General features: G+C 65.0%; 12 protein-coding genes. 10 read left to right on the plus strand and 2 right to left on the minus strand.

The genetic code is table 11. The annotated features are described in order from the left end of the window. Window positions 1-3: 3 nt before the first annotated feature. The 9 genes from IVB46_RS31070 (at window position 4) to IVB46_RS31110 (ending at window position 12,416) form a co-directional block, all read left to right on the plus strand. The gene (locus tag IVB46_RS31070) at window positions 4-2,442 is read left to right on the plus strand and encodes an arylsulfatase (protein ID WP_247306920.1); all 2,439 of its coding nucleotides are present in this window, start codon (window positions 4-6) and stop codon (window positions 2,440-2,442) included. A 200-nt stretch (window positions 2,443-2,642) separates the two neighbouring features. Beyond that, window positions 2,643-2,792, plus strand: a complete 150-nt coding sequence (locus tag IVB46_RS31075) for a hypothetical protein (protein WP_247305880.1) — start codon at window positions 2,643-2,645, stop codon at window positions 2,790-2,792. A 139-nt stretch (window positions 2,793-2,931) separates the two neighbouring features. Continuing rightward, window positions 2,932-3,675, plus strand: a complete 744-nt coding sequence (locus IVB46_RS31080) for a hypothetical protein (RefSeq protein ID WP_247305885.1) — start codon at window positions 2,932-2,934, stop codon at window positions 3,673-3,675. 282 nt (window positions 3,676-3,957) lie between these two features. Continuing rightward, complete coding sequence (gene gyrB, locus IVB46_RS31085; protein WP_247305888.1) at window positions 3,958-6,393, plus strand: DNA topoisomerase (ATP-hydrolyzing) subunit B; 2,436 nt, start codon at window positions 3,958-3,960, stop codon at window positions 6,391-6,393. 260 nt (window positions 6,394-6,653) lie between these two features. Continuing rightward, window positions 6,654-7,121: a hypothetical protein gene (locus IVB46_RS31090; RefSeq protein ID WP_247305893.1), complete on the plus strand. Its 468-nt coding sequence runs from the start codon at window positions 6,654-6,656 to the stop codon at window positions 7,119-7,121. A 252-nt stretch (window positions 7,122-7,373) separates the two neighbouring features. Then, a complete protein-coding gene (gene murA, locus IVB46_RS31095; RefSeq protein WP_247305913.1) occupies window positions 7,374-8,669 on the plus strand; it encodes a UDP-N-acetylglucosamine 1-carboxyvinyltransferase in 1,296 nt (431 codons plus the stop codon). A 222-nt stretch (window positions 8,670-8,891) separates the two neighbouring features. Continuing rightward, window positions 8,892-10,286, plus strand: a complete 1,395-nt coding sequence (locus IVB46_RS31100; RefSeq protein ID WP_247305916.1) for an MATE family efflux transporter — start codon at window positions 8,892-8,894, stop codon at window positions 10,284-10,286. A gap of 22 nt (window positions 10,287-10,308) precedes the next feature. Continuing rightward, complete coding sequence (locus IVB46_RS31105) at window positions 10,309-10,959, plus strand: 2-hydroxychromene-2-carboxylate isomerase (RefSeq protein WP_247305918.1); 651 nt, start codon at window positions 10,309-10,311, stop codon at window positions 10,957-10,959. Window positions 10,960-11,102: 143 nt separating this feature from the next. Then, window positions 11,103-12,416: an SMI1/KNR4 family protein gene (locus IVB46_RS31110; RefSeq protein ID WP_247305920.1), complete on the plus strand. Its 1,314-nt coding sequence runs from the start codon at window positions 11,103-11,105 to the stop codon at window positions 12,414-12,416. Window positions 12,417-12,422: 6 nt separating this feature from the next. Here IVB46_RS31110 and IVB46_RS31115 read toward each other — a convergent pair whose 3' ends face one another. Further along, on the minus strand, window positions 12,423-13,538 hold the full coding sequence (locus IVB46_RS31115; RefSeq protein ID WP_247305924.1) for an FUSC family protein: 1,116 nt from the start codon (window positions 13,536-13,538) through the stop codon (window positions 12,423-12,425). A 119-nt stretch (window positions 13,539-13,657) separates the two neighbouring features. Here IVB46_RS31115 and IVB46_RS31120 point away from each other — a divergent pair, with 119 nt between their 5' ends. Then, on the plus strand, window positions 13,658-15,025 hold the full coding sequence (locus IVB46_RS31120) for an MmgE/PrpD family protein (protein WP_247305927.1): 1,368 nt from the start codon (window positions 13,658-13,660) through the stop codon (window positions 15,023-15,025). A 178-nt stretch (window positions 15,026-15,203) separates the two neighbouring features. Here IVB46_RS31120 and IVB46_RS31125 read toward each other — a convergent pair whose 3' ends face one another. Continuing rightward, window positions 15,204-16,631, minus strand: coding sequence for a serine hydrolase (locus IVB46_RS31125; protein ID WP_247344184.1), 1,428 nt, complete (start codon window positions 16,629-16,631; stop codon window positions 15,204-15,206). Window positions 16,632-16,842 lie beyond the last annotated feature (211 nt).

Genomic DNA, 16,842 nt, shown 5'->3' on the forward strand with positions numbered 1-16,842 from the left:
TTTATGCTGTGCGCGCTGGAGACGACCAGCCTCGCGCAGCAAACCACCGGCACGCCGGGTTCGCCGAGCGCCACGACAACCATCGATGGCAAGCAGCTTCCACCTGAACCTCCGAAGTTCGAAGGCGTGATCAAGGAAGATGCCACGGACTCCAAGCCATACTGGCCACCGTCCGTTGTGCCGCCCAAAGGCGCGCCGAACGTGCTGCTGATCATGACCGACGACCAGGGTTATGGCGTGACCGGCACCTTCGGTGGGGTGGTCCCGACCCCGAACATGGATCGCATCGCCAAGGCGGGCCTGCGTTACACGCAGTTTCACTCGACAGCGCTCTGCTCGCCGACGCGGGCAGCGCTGATCACCGGCCGCAACCACCACTCGGTCGGGTTTGGCGTGATCGGTGAAATGTCCACCGGCTATCCGGGCTACGATTCCGTCATCGGCCAGGAAAGTGCGACGATCGGGACCATTCTGCGGGATAACGGATTTGCCACCTCGTGGTTCGGCAAAAACCATAACACCCCAACCTATCTGTACAGCTCGGCCGGGCCGTTCGACCAATGGCCGGTCGGAATGGGATTCGAATATTTCTACGGCTTCATGGGCGGCGAGACCGACCAGTGGACGCCTTACCTTTTCCGCAACACGAGCCAGGTTTTTCCATGGGTCGGCAAGACCGGCTACAACCTCATCACCGACATGGCGGATGACGCCATCAACTACATGAACGGACTGAACGCGGCGGCGCCCGAGAAGCCGTTCTTCGTCTACTACGTGCCCGGCGGCACCCATTCGCCACATCAGCCGAAGAAGGAATGGAGCGAGAAGTTCAAGGGCAAGTTCGACATGGGTTGGGAGAAGCTGCGCGAGCAGATCTTCGCCAACCAGAAGAAGCTCGGGGTTATCCCGGCGAACACCCAGCTCACCGCCTGGCCGGATACGCTGCCGAAGTGGGACTCGCTCTCGTTCATCCAGAAGAAATTGTACGCGCGCGAAGCCGAGGTGTTTGCCGGCTATGCGGCCTATACCGACTACGAAATCGGCCGCGTCATCCAGGCGGTCGAGGACATGGGCAAACTCGACAACACCCTGATCATCTACATCAGCGGCGACAATGGCACCAGCGCCGAAGGCACGCTCGAGGGCACGCCGAACCAGATGACCGCCTACAACGGCATTCTGAAACTGCCCGAAACCGAACTGATGCTCCATTACGAGGATTGGGGCTCCGACAAGACCTACCCGCATATGTCGGTGGCGTGGTCGTGGGCCTTCGATACCCCGTTCAAATGGACCAAGCAGGTGGCATCGCACTTCGGCGGCACCCGGCAAGGCATGGCCATCTCATGGCCCGGCCACATCAAGGACGTCGGCGGCATCCGCAGCCAATTCCATCACATGATCGACATCGTGCCGACGATTCTTGAAGCCACCGGCATTCAAGCTCCCGACACCGTCAATGGCATCAAGCAAAGGCCCATCGAGGGCGTCAGCATGGCCTATACGTTCGACCAAGCTAACGCCAACGCGCCGTCAAAGCGCGACACGCAGTATTTCGAGATGTTCGCGAACCGCGGCATCTATCACGATGGTTGGTATGCATGTACGACGCCGCCTGCGCCTCCCTGGCTTCTGGGCACCGCCAAGCTGCCGGGGATCAATGAATACAAGTGGGAGCTTTACAACATCGCCGAGGATTACTCGCAGGCCAATGACCTCGCAGCCAAGAATCCCGACAAGCTCAAGGAGTTGCAAGCGTTGTTCCTGTCGGAGGCGGCGAAATACCAGGTCTTTCCGCTGGACAACTCGGTCCTGCCCCGCATTGTGACACCGCGCCCAAGCGCGACCGCCGGACGAACCGTTTTCACATATTCTGGTGAGAACGCTGGCATCCCTGACGCCAACGCTCCGAGCCTTCTCAATAAGGATTACACGATCACGGCCGAGGTTACCGTTCCTAAGGGCGGCGCGGAAGGAATGATCGCAACTCTAGGCGGTCGCTTTGGCGGATACGCCCTCTACCTGCTCAAAGGCAAGCCGGTCTTCGTATACAACTTGCTCGATCTAGAACGGTACCGCTGGGAAGGCGGCATTGGCGGTCGCGACCTGTTTACCGATGCGCTCAAGCCGGGCAAGCACACCATTGTATTCGACTTCAAGTACAACGGACCCGGCCCGGGCAAGGGTGGCACCGGTGTACTGACGGCCGATGGCAAGCTGGTGGCCGCAAAGACGATCCCGCACACGATTCCGTTTCTTATGGCCATCGACGAAACGTTTGACATCGGCAGCGACACCCGCACGACGGTGGACGACAGCTATAAGCTGCCCTTCCGTTTCACCGGCAAGATCGACAAGCTGACCTTCAAGCTTGGCGCGACGCAGATGACGGAGGATGAGCAAAAGGTCATTCGACACGCACTCGAAAGAGCGAGGGACTGAGCGCGACAAGTCGTGGCGATTCAAGTCGGCCCCAACGCCACGACTCATCCTTCTTCGCTAGGAAATCGTTCGGCGGGATCCGCTTCGAAAGCCTGCGCGAAATATCATCGCGTATAGAAGGGAGTGCCGGCAGTGGATCCTTCATTTGGCGCGCTGGATGCGTTGCCGGTGCCGGCGGCCCGCAATCGCCGAAAGGCCCGATGCTGGATCTACCGCCCGGCAAGTACCAGTACGCGCTGCGCCTGCCCGGGCAGCCCACTCGCAACGAGACCCTGACCGTAGCCGCCGGCGACGCCTGGGGCCTCCTCGTGGGCCCAAGCGGCGACGTGCTGCCGCTCCAGATGTATTGATCCCGCCGCCTGTGCCTGTAACGGCCAGGTTGAACCTGTCCGGTTGGTGGGGCGACTAGTCGTCCGAAGGCGGCGGCGACTGTGTCGCAGCCGCTGCATCGCGCGAAAACTACAACGCGCGACATCCCTGGAGAGCGGCATGACGACGGTGAGGCGCAGAACGAAGGTCCCGGCACGATGGCGGCTGTTCGCGTGCGGCCTCGCTCTTCTCGCGGGCGGCCTGGTCGCCGCAGGCGCCGGCGGATGGCTGCCGCACCCGTCACCGCAAACTTCGGCCGCACTCACACCGGCGGATCCAGACGCCGAGATGCCGGTGCCGAAGCAACACAACGTCTCCAGCTCCAACACGACCCATGTGACCGGCATCGAAATCCCGCTGCGGGTCGGGCTCGAAGCCCATGTGCCGGCCCAGCTCAGCGATGTGCTCGCCTTCTACCGCACGGAGCTCGCAAAGCGCGGCTGGGAGGAAAGGCCTGAGGGCACTGTGGTTGCCGCCGATCACGCTCAGCTCGCCTTTGTCTCCCCGAAGGGGCCGGCCACCCTGAAGCTCGGCCGCGCGAAGGACGAGACCACAGTCGACCTGGTGCAACGGAATACGGAGGCCGTGGCCAAGGCCAATTTCCTGCCGATAGCAGGACAAGCAAGGCTGATATTTGGCTATCTCGTGCCGGACGTGGCTTCGCTCACGATCAACGATCAGACCATCCAGATCGCGGGCGGCGTCAATCACCCGCAAATGCTGGATCTGCCGCCCGGTACGTATTCCTACAAGCTGGTCGTGTCGGGCTATCCGGTGCGTACCGATACCATCACCGTGGCCTCAGGCGAGGCCTGGTCCCTCAGCTTGGGCGACGACGACAAGAAGCCGGATCAGATCTACTGAACCCAGTGGCCTGTTCATAGGCGCCACGGCGCCTGGGAACGCGCTTCTCCGCCCCGCAAAATCCACCCCTTCAAGAGCCAAAAACAGGGCCTCGAATCGCCCTTTTCGCAAGCCCCAGAATCGGCCTTCGAGAGCCTTGAAAACCGGCAAAAAATCCCTATTTCGTCAAAGGGTTGCCGGAGGATACTTTGCGCTAGGCGCAAGCGGTCTTTCATGGCACAAATAGCCTGCAAATCAGCGCCTTTTGCGCGGCTGATTCGGGCGACATCTCGAAGGCCTCTCATGACAGAACCTGCTCGGCAGACGCCTGCCGAAAACGAGCCCTCAAATCCAAGCGATTACGGGGCGGAATCGATCCGCGTGCTCAAGGGTCTCGACGCCGTCCGCAAGCGCCCGGGCATGTATATCGGCGACACCGACGACGGCTCCGGCCTGCACCACATGGTCTACGAGGTCGTCGACAACGCGATCGACGAGGCGCTCGCGGGCCACGCCACGCGCGTCGACGTCGTGCTCAATGCCGACAATTCCGTCACGGTGCGCGACGACGGCCGCGGCATTCCCGTCGACATCCACAAGGGCGAAGGCATCTCCGCGGCCGAGGTCATCATGACCCAGCTCCATGCCGGCGGAAAGTTCGACCAGAATTCCTACAAGGTCTCCGGCGGCCTGCACGGCGTCGGCGTCTCCGTCGTCAACGCGCTGTCGAGCAAGCTCGGCTTGCGCATCTGGCGCGACAACAAGGAGCACTACATCGAGTTCGCCCATGGCGATGCGGTCGCACCGCTGGTGGTGGTCGGCGACGCGCCGGGCAAGCGCGGCACCGAGGTGACGTTCCAGGCCTCGACGGAAACCTTCAAAAACATCGAATATGATTTCGCGACGCTGGAGCACCGGCTGCGCGAGCTCGCCTTCCTCAATTCCGGCGTCAACATCGCCCTCTCCGACATGCGCCACGCGGTCGAGAAGCGCGAGGAGATGCACTATTCCGGCGGCGTCGAGGAATTCGTCAAATATCTCGACCGCAACAAGAAGGCGATCGTGCCGGCGCCGATCATGGTGCGCGCGGAGGCCAACGGCATCGGCGTCGAGGCCGCACTGTGGTGGAACGACAGCTACCACGAGAACGTGCTGTGCTTCACCAACAACATCCCGCAGCGAGACGGCGGCACCCATCTGGCCGGGTTCCGCGGCGCGCTGACGCGCCAGGTCAACGGCTATGCCGAGGCCAACGCCAAGAAGGAAAAGATCGCGCTGACCGGCGACGACTGCCGTGAAGGCCTCACCGCCGTTCTCTCGGTGAAGGTGCCCGATCCGAAATTCTCGTCGCAGACCAAGGACAAGCTGGTGTCCTCGGAAGTGCGTCCCGTGGTCGAGAACGTCCTCAACGAGGCGCTCCAGGCCTGGTTCGAGGAGCATCCCTCGGAAGCCAAGATGATCGTCGGCAAGGTGATCCAGGCCGCCGCGGCGCGTGAAGCCGCACGAAAGGCGCGCGAGCTGACGCGCAAGAGCCCGCTGTCGGTCTCCTCGCTGCCCGGCAAGCTCGCCGACTGCCAGGAAAAGGATCCGGCGAAGTCCGAACTCTTCATCGTCGAGGGCGACTCGGCAGGCGGCAGCGCCAAGCAGGGCCGCAACCGCGAATTCCAGGCGGTACTGCCGCTGCGCGGCAAGATCCTCAACGTCGAGCGCGTCCGCCCCGACAAGATGCTGGGCAGCGAGCAGATCGGTACGCTGATCACCGCGCTCGGCACCGGCATCAGCGACGAATTCTCGATCGAGAAGCTGCGCTATCACAAGATCATCGTGATGACGGACGCCGACGTCGACGGCGCCCACATCCGCACGCTGCTGCTGACCTTCTTCTACCGGCAGATGCGCGACATCATCGACGGCGGCTACCTCTATATCGCACAGCCGCCGCTCTATAAGGTCAGCCGCGGCAAGTCCGAGCAGTATCTGAAGGACGAGCGGGCGCTCGAGGATTATCTGATCGACACAGGCCTCGACGACTGCGTCTTCATTCCCGGCGTCGGCGGTGATCGCACCGGCCGCGATTTGCGCTCGCTGGTCGACGACGCCCGCACCGTCCGCAGCGTCCTGCGCAATCTGCACAGCCGCTACAATCGCAAGGTGATCGAGCAGGCCGCGATCACCGGCGTGCTCAACAAGGCGATCTACGGCGATCCCGAGAAAGCCGCCGCAGCGGCACAATACATCGCGGGACGGCTGGACAACCAGGCCGAGGAGGTCGAGCGCGGCTGGGTCGGCCAGTACGTGGAAGGCCAGGGCTTCCAGTTCGAGCGCACCGTGCGCGGCGTCAAGGAAGCCGCCGTCATCGACGCCGCCTTCCTGGGCTCGGTCGAAGCCCGCAAGCTCGACGAATACACCGTGAAGCTCCAGGACGTTTATGCCCGCCCTGGCAAGCTGCGGCGCAAGGACATCGAGCACATGGTCTACGGCCCGGTCGACCTGTTCGAAGCGGTCACCGACGCCGGCCGCAAGGGCATCACGCTGCAGCGCTACAAAGGTCTGGGCGAGATGAACCCGGAGCAGCTCTGGGAAACGACGCTGGACACCGATGCGCGCTCGCTGCTGCAGGTGAAGGTCAAGGAGGTCGACGAGGCCGACGACATCTTCACCAAGCTGATGGGCGACGTGGTCGAGCCGCGCCGCGACTTCATCCAGGAACACTCGCTGAGCGCGACGATCGATATCTGAGGCGCGGCGTAAGCCCGGATTGGCGAGCGCTCCCCTGCAGCCATCCTTCGAGACGCCCGCTTCGCGGGCTCCTCAGGATGAGGTCTGGCTTCGCGGCGCAGCTCTAAACCCTCATGGTGAGGAGCGCCGCTTGCGGCGCGTCTCGAACCACGAGGCCGAGCTGTCGCGGCGCTCGTGCGCCCCCCCTGAACCTCACCCCCCACCATCGCGACGAAGTGGCATGAACCCGTAAGGCCAATTCCGTCCGGGATGCGCCACGCATGACCAGCTCTGCGACCACCAGTTCCGCCCTCCCTTCCCGCCGTCTCGGCATCATCGGCAGCATTGTCGGCGTGCTGGCGCTGATGGCGGCTGTGTTGCCGCACTGGGTGGTGCCGATGGTGTTCCCGCCGCCCCCGGCGGACCAGGTCATCGTCGACACCGGCCATCGCATCAAGGACCGCGTGATCGCGCGCGTGAAGGGCGTGGAGTATCAGGCGCCGAAGGTCGAGAAATCGGCTGGGCGCAGCTGGAGCGAAACCGCTTCGGCCACCGCGATCTCGCTCGGTCTGCTCGCCATCCTGCTCTCGGTCCTCGCGCTGATCTTTCGGGAGGAGCGGCTTCTTGCTGCCGTGGCCGCCATCCTCGGCACCGGCGCCATCGCGATCGAGATTTCCTTCGTCATGATCGGCGCGCTGATCCTGATCGCGATCCTGTATGTGGTCGCGAATATCATCGGGCTGCTTTGATGGGTGGCCTGCCGCGCCACAAGCTCCGGACCTCATCCTGAGGAGCCCGCGATAGCGGGCGTCTCGAAGGATGGCTGCGGGCGAGATATCCGGGCCTTCATGGTTCGAGACGCGCGTTCCGCGCTCCTCACCATGAGGAGTTGGCAGCCTCCTCGGGGCCACCAACTGCGGCCGCCGCAATTGCTCCCGCGCTCAAATCTCTGTAGTTTCCGCCCGAAACAGCCCCACCCCCATTTAGACAGCGAGAACCCCGTGGCGCCCATCCAGTACATTGTCGAGGGCGGTCACCGGCTCTCGGGCTCGATCGAGCCGTCCGGCAACAAGAATTCGGCGCTGCCGATCATCGCCGCCGCCCTGCTCACCGAGCATCCGGTGACGCTGGAGAACGTGCCGCGGATCCGCGACACCGAGACGCTGGTCGAGCTGATCCGCTCGGTCGGCGCGGCGGCGGAATGGACCGCCCGCAACACGCTGCACATCCACGCCAAGAGCATCCGCGCCGCCGACCTCGACCCCGAGCTCTGCGTCCGCATCCGCGCCTCGATCCTGCTCGCCGGCCCCCTGCTCGCCCGCTGCGGCGAAGTGATGCTGCCGCCGCCCGGCGGCGACGTCATCGGCCGCCGTCGGCTGGACACCCATGTGCTCGCGCTCGAACAACTGGGCGCCAAGGTCACCGCCACCGACCGGCTCGAATTCCGCGCGGCAAAGCTCGCCGGTGCCGACGTGTTTCTGGACGAGCCGAGCGTCACCGCAACCGAGAACGCGCTGGTCGCGGCGGTCGCCGCCGACGGCATCACCCATTTGCGCAACGCGGCCTCCGAGCCGCATGTGCAGGACCTCGCCAATTTCCTGGTCGCGCTCGGCGCGCGAATCGAGGGCATCGGCACCAACACCATGATCGTGCATGGACCGGCGACGCTGGGCGCCACGACCTACCGGATCCAGCCCGACCATATCGAAGTCGGCTCGCTGATCGGGCTTGCGGCCGTCACACGCTCCCCGCTTCGCATCGTGCGCGCCGGCGTCGAGCATCTGCGTTCGATCCGCATGGGATTCGAGCGGCTCGGCATCGTCTGCCGCATCGAGGGTGACGATCTCATCGTGCCCTCGAATCAGACGCTGAAGATCCAGGACGATTTCGGCGGTCACGTGCCGAAGCTGGAAGATCAGCCCTGGCCGGCCTTCCCGGCCGATCTGATGTCGATCGCGATCGTCACCGCCACGCAGTGCGACGGCGTGATCCTGATGTTCGAGAAGATGTTCGAATCGCGGATGTTCTTCGTCGACAAGCTGATCGCCATGGGCGCGCGAATTGTTCTCTGTGATCCTCATCGCGCCATCATCGCCGGCCCCAGCCGCCTGCGTGGCGCATCGATGATCTCGCCCGACATCCGCGCCGGCATGGCGATGCTGCTCGCCGCGGTCTGCGCCGAGGGCACCTCCACGATCAACAACGCCGACCAGATCGAGCGCGGCTATGAGCGCATCGACGAACGCCTGAACGCGCTCGGCGCGAAGATCAGGCGCGTGCCTGAGAGGAAAGGCTGAGGGCTCCTCTTCCCTTCTTCCCTTGTGGGAGAAGGTGGCGCGAAGCGCCGGATGAGGGGTATGTCTCCGCGAATCCACTCTGATTTGAATTCGCGGAGACATACCCCTCACCCGTCTCGCCGCTGCGCGGCGAGCCACCCTCTCCCACAAGGGGAGAGGGTGAAGAAGCATCTCGCACTCGGGGCCATGTTTTCGACGTGCGGCTGTGCTATTGCAACCGCCATGCTCGACACCGTCCAGCCTCGTCCGCGGCCGCAAGCCGGCGTGCCGCAAAACCATCTCGCCGAAGAGTTCGTCGAGACGCTGCGGCTGGCCGTGCCGATGATGCTGACGCAGCTCGGGCAGATCGCGATGATCACGACCGATCTCGCGCTGATCGGACGGCTCGGCGAGGATGCGGTCGCGGCCGCCGCGCTGGCGCACACGGTCTATTTCGTCAGCTTCACCTTCGGGCTCGGATTGATGGCCGCGGTATCGCCGCTGGCCGCGCAGGCGTTCGGCGCCGGCGACGTCAAGCGCATCCGCCGCTCGCTGCGCGCCGGCCTGTGGGTCGCACTCCTGATCTCGCTGCCGATGATGGCCTCGCCGCTCTATGGCGAGCGCATCCTGCTGGCGCTCGGACAGGCGCCGCAATCGGCCGCGCTCGCGCAGCGCTATCTGAACGGGTTGGCCTGGGGCATCGCGCCGGCGCTCGGCTTCATCGCGTTGCGCAGCATGATGAGCGCGGTGAACCGGCCGCAGCCGCCGCTGTGGATCACCGTTGCAGCGATCCCCGCCAACGCGGCGCTGGTCTATTGCCTGATCCACGGCCTGTTCGGCCTGCCGGAGCTCGGCCTGTTCGGCGCGGGGCTCGCGACCACGCTCGTCAATCTCGGCACCTTCCTCGCCGTGCTCGCCATCGCCGCATGGCGAAAGCCGTTCGCGGCCTACCGCCCGCTCGCCCATTTGTGGCGGATCGACTGGCCCCTGATGCGCCAGCTCATCGCGGTCGGCGCACCGATCTCGTTTTCCCTGCTGCTGGAATATGGCCTGTTCTCGTCCGCCGCGCTGCTGATGGGATTGATTTCGACCACGGCCCTTGCCGCGCACCAGATCGCGCTCCAGGTCACGGCCGTGCTGTTCATGGTCCCACTTGGCATCGGCATGGCGGCGACGGTCCGCGTCGGCCATGCTTTCGGCCGCGATGACCCGGCCGCGGTGAGGCGCGCGGGCCTCGTCGCGGCGGTGCTTGGCGTAGCGCTGGTCTCGGCCCTGACCGTTGCCATCATCCTCGGCCGCTATGAGCTCGGACGGCTGTTCTTCGGGAGCAGCGAGGCCAGCGCGGCAACCGTCGAGCTGACCGCGACCCTGCTGCTGGTCGGCGCGACCTTCTTCATCGCCGACGGCCTCCAGACCATCATGGCCGGCGCGCTGCGCGGCATCAACGATACCAGGATGACGTTGCTGTTCGCGGCGATCGGCTATTGGTGCGTCGCCTTTCCCATCGCCTGGGTGCTGGCCTTCAATGCCGGGCTCGGCGCGGTCGGCGTCTGGATCGGGTTCTCGACCGGCACGTTCGTCTATGCCGGCCTCCTGATCTTGCGCTTCCGCATGCTGACGCGCAGACTGGCGGGATGATCGGGATCATGGAGCCGGTGCAATGACCCTGTCCGTCGATCTCTTCTACTCCTACCGCAGTCCTTTCAGCTATCTGGCGCTGCCGAAGACGCTCAAGCTCGTCGAAGAGTACGATCTCGCGGTGAATTTGCGGCCGGTCTATCCGCTCGCCGTCCGCGTGCCCGGCTTCTTCAAGAAGGCCAGTCCGAACTTCATTCGCTATGTGGTGCTCGACAGCACGCGCGTGGCGCAGCACGAGGGCATCCCGTTCCGCTTTCCGAGACCCGATCCGATCGTGCAGGACAAGACGACGTTCGATGTTGCGGCCGAGCAGCCCTACATCCACCGCCTGACCCGGCTGGGCGCGATGGCGCAGCTCGAAGGCCGCTCGCTCGCATTCACCGATGCGATCGCGCGCGTGCTGTGGGACGGCTCGGTGGCGGGCTGGAACGAAGGCGATCACCTCGCGCGCGCCACTGAAGCGGCCGGCTTCGATCTCGCCGCGATGGATGAAGCGATCAGTGCCGACCCCGATCGCTACGAGCGGGTGATCACCGAGAACGAGAAGGACCATGCCGCCTCCGGTCATTGGGGCGTGCCGACCTTCGTGTTCGAGAACGAGCCGTTCTTCGGCCAGGACCGCATCGACCTGCTGGTCTGGCGCATGGTGGATAAGGGCCTGAAAAGGCGCTGATCGTTGTTTTAGACGCGTTTTCTTCACGCGAACCGGTATCCACTTCGCTCGAAAACGCTCTTGCCTGCCGGCATGAACCGGTTTCCCTGAAACTGCGACTGAGACGTGGCGCCCCGATCCCGGCGGCGCGTTCGGAGGGTCGCATGTATCTGGCAAAGTTCTTCCACCGCGCGCCCGGCGATGACGATCGCGAATTGATGCTGGTCCCGGGCAGTGATCCCATGGTGATCGGCGTTCACATGAACTGGAAGGGCGATCCCGACGCGAACGAATTCCTGCGCAAGGAATTTCCTGATATCGCCGGCGCCGCAGCGGCTTTCCGTCGCCATGTCGCCAAGCTGGTCGCGGCCGGCTATGTCGAGACGGACCATACCAACTACACGCTGCGCGACCTCGGGCCCAATCCGCGAGCCAAGCCGGACTGGCAGAAGGGGCTCGATGAGCTGATGATCCTGGCGCTCAGCGCGCCGATGGCCGAGCAGGCCGCGCAGCTCGACGCGCTCAAGGGCACGCCGGCCGAACATGAGCCGTTGTATCTCTGGCACGCCGCTCGCCGCGGCAAGGTCGCCGGTGAAGATCTCGCACAGGCGGTGCGCTTTGCCGAACAGGCGCGCGATACGCTCGTTGCGCGGCGCGCTGCCGGGCAGCCGCATTATGCGTGGTCCATCTATGAGAACGACCTCGAGGGGCGCATCCTGGAATTGTTGAGCGACGTCTATCTTCAGGCCGACAATCCCGAGGCATCACTGAAGACGATCGAGCATCTTTGCAAGACCGCCCCGAACCACACGCGCATCCTCAAGCGCGCCGAGCTGCTCTGCGGCTATTTTCCCGAGCGGCGCGAAGAAGCCTTTGACGACGCCTTTCAATGGTCGCGGTTCGGCGGCTATGAGGACATCATGGCGTTTCCGGGCTATGAGGACTACGAGGCCCAGCGCAAGGCGGGAACATCAAGCAAAGGCTGGCGCTGGAAACCCGGTACGCCGGCGAGCGAAGCGGACGTGAGCAAAGCGGAGCAGGCGCTCGGCGTCCGGCTCTCCGATGACTACCGCAATTTCCTGCTGACGCGCGGCGAGACCGAATTGCTGGTGCGGCTGCCTGAATCATCCTCCGAGCTTCGCTTCTATGCGCCTGATGAACTCGCCACGCAGCTTCGCAATGTCCTGGACTTCATTGCCCATTCCGAGGACGAGCTCGAAGAGGCCTGCGCCTATTTCCGTCAGGAATACGGCGTCTCGCTGAAACATCTGGTGCCGGTTGCCGAGCCGTCGCAGCTCAGCCGCTGCCTGCTGCTCCATGTCGAGCCCGGCGAACGCTATGGCCAGTGCTTTCAATGGGACCATGACGGCGCGTGGGAGCTGGAGCAGCAGCAGCCGGGTTTTGACGTCGCGCTGAAGACGCTGACCGATGGCATCGAGCGGCGCGACGCAACGCAACTCGCGTTCTTCGATCTGTAACGCGACTCACTCCGCCACGCGCGCGGACTTGTCGGTCGAGGCTTCCGACCATTCGCCGACGACGCGATCGAGATCGCAGAGGTTCTGGTGCATCTGCTCCAGCGAGAAGCCGATCGCGAAGAAGCGCTCGGCGGTGTCGCCGGGCTGGCCACGGATCAGGCCGTCATGACGGACGGCGGTAACGGCCTCGGCATAATGCTGGAGCGCGACGTGGACGGGATGGATCGCCGGCGCGCCGGCGCCCTCGCGCAAGGCAGCCGCGGCGGAGCGAAGGAATCGCGCGATCACGGTCGAGACTTCCGTCAGCGGGGCTGCGAGCCGCATCTGCACCTCGGCCGGCAGCGGCACCACCGTGGCACGGCCGATCATCACGACGTCATGGCGCAGCCGCAGCACGGTACGCAGCAGCGGGCCGGTGTCGGGCCCGCTCGACAGTCGCGCGGAGCGCTCACGCTCGGCTTCGGCGCCGATGGCATTCATGCCCACCATTGCCGTGCCGATGCCGTCCTGGATCCGGTGCAGCGCGTCGTTGTCGCGGCCGCGCGTGAGCCCCGCGAGCAGTTCGGTGAAGGCATCCGCGATCAGCTCAAGCAGCGTGGCCGCGCTGGCGCGGATCTGCCGCACGGCGCGCGACGGCAGCACCAGGAATGAGACCAGCAGGCCAGTGATGGCGCCGACCCCGACCTCGCTGACGCGGTCGATCGCCGACGCCATGGGATCGGAATGGTGCATGGTCGGAACCAGCAGCACGATGATCGCCGTCACCGTGGCGGCGTTGAGGCTTGGGTTGATCGCGGCCACGAAGGCGAGTGGCGCGACCGCCAGCACGAGCAGCCCCAACAGGCCCGCCTCGGTCGAATAAGGAATCAGGATCGCGATGGCGCCGCCATAGATGGCGCCGCCGATGGTGCCGAGCACGTAGTCGCGCGTCGCCTTCAACGAGCGGCCGACGCTCATCTGGGTCACGATCAGCGAGGTCAGGACCGCCCAGAGCGGCAGCAGCAGATGCAGCGCGGTGGCGATCGCATAGGCCGCCACCGCGGCCACCGTGACCCGGATCGCCAATCCGAGTTGCGTCCGCCGCGACCCGATCCGGTCGAACAGCTGTTTTGCAAATGCCATCGTCAGAAGTCCCGATCCTTTTGAAGCCAGGCAAAAGCATGGCTGATGCCCGCGGCCCCAAGGCCGCTTGAAAGGCCAAATCAGCCCGCCTAACTTGCGCGCCAAAACGAGGAAACACGATGGCTCACGAAACCGCAACGCTCGCCGCCTATGTCGTCAATCTTACATACCAGGATATTCCGGTGGAGGTGCTGGATCGCGCCAAGGTGCTGACGCTGGACTTCCTCGGCAGCGCCATCCGGGCCCGCAGCGAGGCGGAATCCACCCCCTCGATCCTGAAGATGCTGGAAGCGCTCGCGCTCGACACCAAGGGTGAGTCCACCGTGTTCGGCGACAGCAAGACCTGGACGCCGGCGGTCGCCGCCCTCCTCAACGGCGCGCTCGGCCATTCCCTCGACTTCGACGATACCCACGCCGATTCCTCGCTGCATCCGAGCGCGCCGGTGGTTCCGGCCGCCTTCGCCGTCGGCGAGATGGTCGGCGCCTCGGGCCGCGACGTGCTGACCGCGATCGTGGCGGGCTATGAGGTCTGCTGCCGGCTCGGCAACGCGCTCGACCCGACCTCGCATTACGCGCGCGGCTTCCATCCAACCGCGACCGCCGGCACCTATGGCGCGGCGGCCGCCGCCGGCAAATTGTTCGGCCTGTCCGAGCAGCAGATCATCGCCGCGTTCGGCGTCTCCGGCAGCCAAGCCGCGGGCTCGCTGCAATTTCTCGTCAACGGCGCCTGGAACAAGCGCTACCAGGTCGGCGCCGCCGCGATGAATGGCGTGATCGCCGCGACGCTGGCGCGCAACGATTTCGTCGGCGCTACTGAATCGGTCGAGGGCAAGCACGGCCTGCTCGCCGGCTATACCGACGATGCGCATCCCGACAAGGCGGTGGCCGATCTCGGCAAGACCTACGAGACCATGAAGATCGGCGTCAAACCATATCCGAGCTGCCGCTACACCCACGCCGCGATCGACGCGCTGATCGCGATGCGGCGCGAGCACAATCTGACGCCGGACCAGGTCAAGCGCGTCGAGATCGGTTTGCACCGGAACGGCATCACCTTGACCGGCGATGCCGCGACCAAGCGTCATCCGACCTCGATCGTCGGCGGCCAGTTCTCGATGTTCTTCACCGGCGCGCTCGCGCTCGACCAGGGCTCGTTCGGTTGGGATGATTACAACCGCCTGGGCGACGCCGCCATCGACGCGCTCGCCGACAAATTCGACGTGGTGCAGGACGACCGGCTCGAGGTCGGCCGCACCCATCCGTTCGGTGCGCGCGTCAGCATCACCACGGACGATGGCGTGCATGAGCGGCTCTATGCCGATCCTTCCGGAGAGCCGAATTCTTTCCCCGATGCGCAGGCGATGCAGCAGAAGTTTCTGACGCTGGCGCGCCCGGTGCTGAACGCGCGCGCGGAGAAGTTTGCCGACGCGATCATGACGCTGGAGCGGTTCGACCGCGTGGCGAAGGCCACGGAGCTGGGGAGGTAGGAGCTGCTTACCCTCCCCTGGAGGGGGAGGGTCGGCTCATATTGAGCGCAGCGAAATATGAGACGGGGTGGGGTGACGGTCCCTCCGCATCCAACAGTGCTCGAGTGGAGAGATCACCCCACCCCGCTCGCGCTGCGCGCGATCGACCCTCCCCCTCCAGGGGAGGGTAAGAAAGACGTCAATCCACCCCCGCCATTTTCCCCTTCTCGCGCGTGGCTGCCACGACATCCCGCACCAGATCGAACACGCCATCCGCTTCCGGCGGCCAGTTCGGCGAGCGGCCCAGCCGCACGATCACCAGACGCTCCGAGGGAATGATGATCGTGTACTGCCCGATCGTGCCCTTGGCGAAAAACGCATCGCGCGGCCAGCCGTGCTCCACGCGGAAATTCGCGCCAAAGCTGTCGCCCTGGTTGGTCCAGAAGCCGGCGCCGATGCCAACCCAGGCATTCGGCGTGGCTGACGCCGCGTAATTCACCCAGCCCTCGGGGAGGATCCGCTTGCCGCCGGCGACGCCGTCATTGAGATAGAGCTGACCGAAGCGCGCCCAGTCGCGCGCGGAGGCCAGCATCTCGCTCGACCCCTCGATCGTGCCGGCGCCGTCGAGCTGGAGCGTGACATGGCGCATGCCGAGCGGCGCGAACAATTCACGGCGCGCGAAGCGCAACGCGTCCGCGGGGTTGCCGCCGGCGGCGTTGCGGATCAGGTGCGCGAGCATGATGGTGTTGCCATCGTGATAATTCCACACCGTGCCCGGCGCGGTCGCAAGCGGCGTGCTCGCGGCATAGGCGGCCATGTCGTCCTCGATGAATTTCATGCGATTGACCGGTTCGAAAGCGGAGCCGAGCGAAGCCTGCAGCGAGCTGCCGAGCGCGAGGCCCGCGGTGTGCCGCAGCAGCTGGTCGACGGTGATGGCGTGGCGGGGATCGTCCGGATTTGTCCACGCGGCGACCGGCGCAGGCCCGTCGAGCTTGAGCTTGCCCTGGCGCACGAGAATGCCTGTTAGCGCCGAGATCACCGACTTCGTCATGGAGAAGCCGAGCAGGGGCGTCTCGGGCCCGACACCATCCGCATAACGCTCGGCGATGACGCGGCCTGACTTCATGACGACGATGGCGCGGGTGCGGCGGGTGGGCGGGTGCGCGGGTTCGGTGAAGGCGCGATCGAGTGCGGCCGATAGCTCCGGGCTTTGCGGCGGCACGATTGAAGGTCCCGCGATCTCGGGGAGCAATGCGGGCTGCTTGTCGTCGGCCGGCGGCGCGACGTCGGCGATATCAGCGCCGTGCTCGAGCGTACAGCCCAGCCCCTCGCGATAGACGGCATGGCTGCGGCCGAGGCCGAACAGCGTCACGGTGACGTCCTTGCGCACCCGGTCGATCCGGTAGTCCATCGCCCAGGTGATCAGGCCTGAGCCCGGCATCGCGTCGGTGGTCTCGGTGAAGGTGCGCTGCGGATCGAGGCCGGAGACAAATGTCTCGGCGCAGAGGATGTCGGCGAGGAAGCCGGTGGCGACCTGCGGCGCGTTGCGCGCGCGAGCCGCGCCGAATGCGAGGCCGATACAGGCGACGGTGGTGGTGAGGAGGATGATCTTGCGGCGGCGGGTCACGGGCTTTCTCCGGCTTCGGGGAACGTGCCGGGCAGGAAGCCGGAGCGGGCGGAGGAGTGCTCGCCGGATTTGGAAAATGGACTGGCTGAAACTGAACCGGGCTGGTCGATTCTGGAAATAACCAGTTATTTCAAATTCTTACCTTCGAGAAAACTGCCACCTGTCGGCGGTGCGCTCCCTCGCCCCGCTTGCGGGGAGAGGCGAAGAGCCC

The sequence above is a fragment of the Bradyrhizobium sp. 61 genome (assembly GCF_023073075.1).
GTDB lineage: Bacteria > Pseudomonadota > Alphaproteobacteria > Rhizobiales > Xanthobacteraceae > Bradyrhizobium > Bradyrhizobium barranii.

Excerpts from the sequence above, each read along its gene's own strand:
- IVB46_RS31070 (WP_247306920.1), top strand. The coding sequence starts at position 4 with ATGCTGTGCGCGCTGGAGACGACCAGCCTCGCGCAGCAAACCACCGGC.
- IVB46_RS31075 (WP_247305880.1), top strand. The coding sequence starts at position 2,643 with ATGCTGGATCTACCGCCCGGCAAGTACCAGTACGCGCTGCGCCTGCCC.
- IVB46_RS31080 (WP_247305885.1), top strand. The coding sequence starts at position 2,932 with ATGACGACGGTGAGGCGCAGAACGAAGGTCCCGGCACGATGGCGGCTG.
- gyrB (WP_247305888.1), top strand. The coding sequence starts at position 3,958 with ATGACAGAACCTGCTCGGCAGACGCCTGCCGAAAACGAGCCCTCAAAT.
- IVB46_RS31090 (WP_247305893.1), top strand. The coding sequence starts at position 6,654 with ATGACCAGCTCTGCGACCACCAGTTCCGCCCTCCCTTCCCGCCGTCTC.
- IVB46_RS31100 (WP_247305916.1), top strand. The coding sequence starts at position 8,892 with ATGCTCGACACCGTCCAGCCTCGTCCGCGGCCGCAAGCCGGCGTGCCG.
- IVB46_RS31105 (WP_247305918.1), top strand. The coding sequence starts at position 10,309 with ATGACCCTGTCCGTCGATCTCTTCTACTCCTACCGCAGTCCTTTCAGC.
- IVB46_RS31110 (WP_247305920.1), top strand. The coding sequence starts at position 11,103 with ATGTATCTGGCAAAGTTCTTCCACCGCGCGCCCGGCGATGACGATCGC.
- IVB46_RS31115 (WP_247305924.1), bottom strand. The coding sequence starts at position 13,538 with ATGGCATTTGCAAAACAGCTGTTCGACCGGATCGGGTCGCGGCGGACG.
- IVB46_RS31120 (WP_247305927.1), top strand. The coding sequence starts at position 13,658 with ATGGCTCACGAAACCGCAACGCTCGCCGCCTATGTCGTCAATCTTACA.